The following is a 2,344-nucleotide window of genomic DNA, read 5'->3' on the forward strand; positions in this document are numbered from 1 at the left end:
GGGCACCGAACGCCGGTTGAGACACTCAAGGCCTGGCAACAGGAACGCCCCGATTTATTTCGTAAACGTGTATACAACCAGCCGGGACCCGACAGGTAAAGGTTTCTTTAAATTTTCAAAGAAAACATATTTTTTATGCTCTTCATTCTCGTTGGTAGCAAAATGTAAAATACATAAATTGTAATCACTATCCCTTATAAAGCGCCCATCACTTTTAACTCGTCTGATTTTGTGTCGCCCTCCATCAAACAAGTTGCTCTCGAACAACAGATCATCATGCTTACCATAAAAGGAGTGATATAGAATGCCACTATGAATACCGTCATATCTATTGCTGGTATTAGGAAGGCATTCTTTGGGTTGCATTAAGAATGACATGGTATGAAAAGACATTATCATTACTTTATACTTGTAGCCTTTTACTTGCCTTGAAGATTTCTTGCTTTTTATCTTTTCGATAATCTTATCAAGGTCTGTAGTATCGAAAGGAGTATTTTCATGAAAAGTGCTAAATACTCCTCCGTTCGGGTTTTTCTTTTTCCATTTTTGAAATTGTCTCTGAGTCTCCAAGGTGTCTAAATTTCTTTGTTTTTGAGAATCTTGTGACTCGTTTACTGATACACACTCAAAGACAATTTCTTCATTATTTATTACACCAAGAAAGTCTGGTGTTGTATTGTTATTTGACTCATCCAAAAAATTACCGCTATCCATCATTGGCTTTAAAACCATAAACTCGTTTAAGAAGTTCTGGATATTGACGTTGTTTCGTTCATCTCTAAATCTTTTTAGTCTTTCAAGGCTAATAGCTTTTTTCTCAATTGCTTGTGAAAATAAGCCTTCGATATCATCCTTGTCATTAATGAATAATATTTTAAAAAAAGGATTTATCGTTGCTCGTCGTGCTAAAGCTCCTTGTTCAGATTTCAGTTTTTCAATATAAGTCTCACCGAGAACTTCTGAAAGGGTTGGAAACTGATCTTTAATTTCTTCTATAGATTTCATGCTACCACGATGTATTGTTGAGGCACATAACGTCTAAGCTAAGTGGCGCGGCGTTAGCCGCGTCCGGTGGAGCGCGAAGCGCGGAACGGACTTGAGCGTCTTGTTATGCATTAACACCTTCTGCGAGAGCGTATGCAACTCCCTTTAATCGACCTAAATACATCGATTTTGATTTAACGGGAATTAATCGTCATACCCGGGTATAAAAACAAGCGGCCTTAGCTTTTCTGATCTACTTGGATGTCGTAGCTTTCTGAGAGCTTGCAGAATCATGTCGTCTTCAATTATCCCGTCATAATCGTCCTCATCGAAGAAAAATCGGATGAGGGCTCGTCGAGATTCGAGCTCAACCGAAGATAGCACCTCTGCAACATCAGTTTTGATCTTAGCTTTGAATTCACTCGACGAATCCCATAGATAACGTGGCTCGGTATTCGATCTACCAAATACAGCATCAAGTAGACGCGCGCAACCTGACGTATGAAGCTGCGCGAGTATGCTCAGAACATCTGAGGATGAATCCTCCGACTCTCCGGCGCCTTTGTGTGGGACGTCGAGTTTGTCGCTCACACCGCCACCTTCATATTCATCTTTCGGTCGAATCTGGCCTTCCGCTGAAATTGTCTTCAGCAGTTCACTGTACTGGAGCGGGACATCATGAGGAGCATCGCCATCAGAGTCCAGCAACCGTTCCGCTAGCTCATGGACGCGGGCTATTGCTCCGACCAATAGGAGATCCCGCGTGCGCGTCGGATTATTGTTGGGCTGATGTTGATGACTATTCCGATACTCCAAGATCATTGAGGACAGGGAGCACATTTCGCCCCAGTTAGCAGCGGATTTTGAATCAACGGCCCTGAGTTCTCTTAGGTATTGCCGTGGTCGAAGCTGCAGAGGCTTGTCTTCAGGCGCGAGGAATCGCGCGATTATAAAGCGATTGAGGCTCACGCCAAGATCGCCTTCCGGGGTTCTATCGAGCTCCGATAGCATAAATACAAGCTCATCTACGTTTTCACCGATGTTATGTTGGATGAGTGACCGAAGAAACGAACAAAACAAACGGTCGAAAAGCGATGCGAGGTACTCCCGGCTAGCTTGTCCAAAAACCAAGTCGGTATAATTATTTTTCATAAGTTCTCCGTCCACAATTCGTAATGAAATATACCTCGCTATTTTTCAGTCCTTAAGGATAGGGAAGTTCGTTTACCTCGTTTCTACTTGTCGGCTCGAAAAAGAGCTTTAGGTGTCGGGTCCCGGCTGGTTGTATACACGTTTACGAAATAAATCGGGGCGTTCCTGTTGCCAGGCCTTGAGTGTCTCAACCGGCGTTCGGTGCCCC

2 protein-coding genes are annotated in these 2,344 nt (G+C 43.3%); both read right to left on the minus strand.

Going from position 1 to position 2,344, the window contains the following annotated elements; all coding sequences use genetic code 11:
* Positions 1 to 54 precede the first annotated feature (54 nt).
* Positions 55 to 1,005 carry a hypothetical protein gene (locus F788_RS14015; protein ID WP_155984449.1) on the minus strand — a complete coding sequence of 317 codons (951 nt, stop codon included), beginning with the start codon at positions 1,003 to 1,005 and terminating at the stop codon, positions 55 to 57.
* Between the two features lie 183 nt (positions 1,006 to 1,188).
* Positions 1,189 to 2,136: a hypothetical protein gene (locus F788_RS14020; RefSeq protein ID WP_155984448.1), complete on the minus strand. Its 948-nt coding sequence runs from the start codon at positions 2,134 to 2,136 to the stop codon at positions 1,189 to 1,191.
* Positions 2,137 to 2,344 lie beyond the last annotated feature (208 nt).

Source organism: Thioalkalivibrio sp. ALE10 (assembly GCF_000381385.1).
In the GTDB taxonomy this organism is placed as follows: domain Bacteria; phylum Pseudomonadota; class Gammaproteobacteria; order Ectothiorhodospirales; family Ectothiorhodospiraceae; genus Thioalkalivibrio.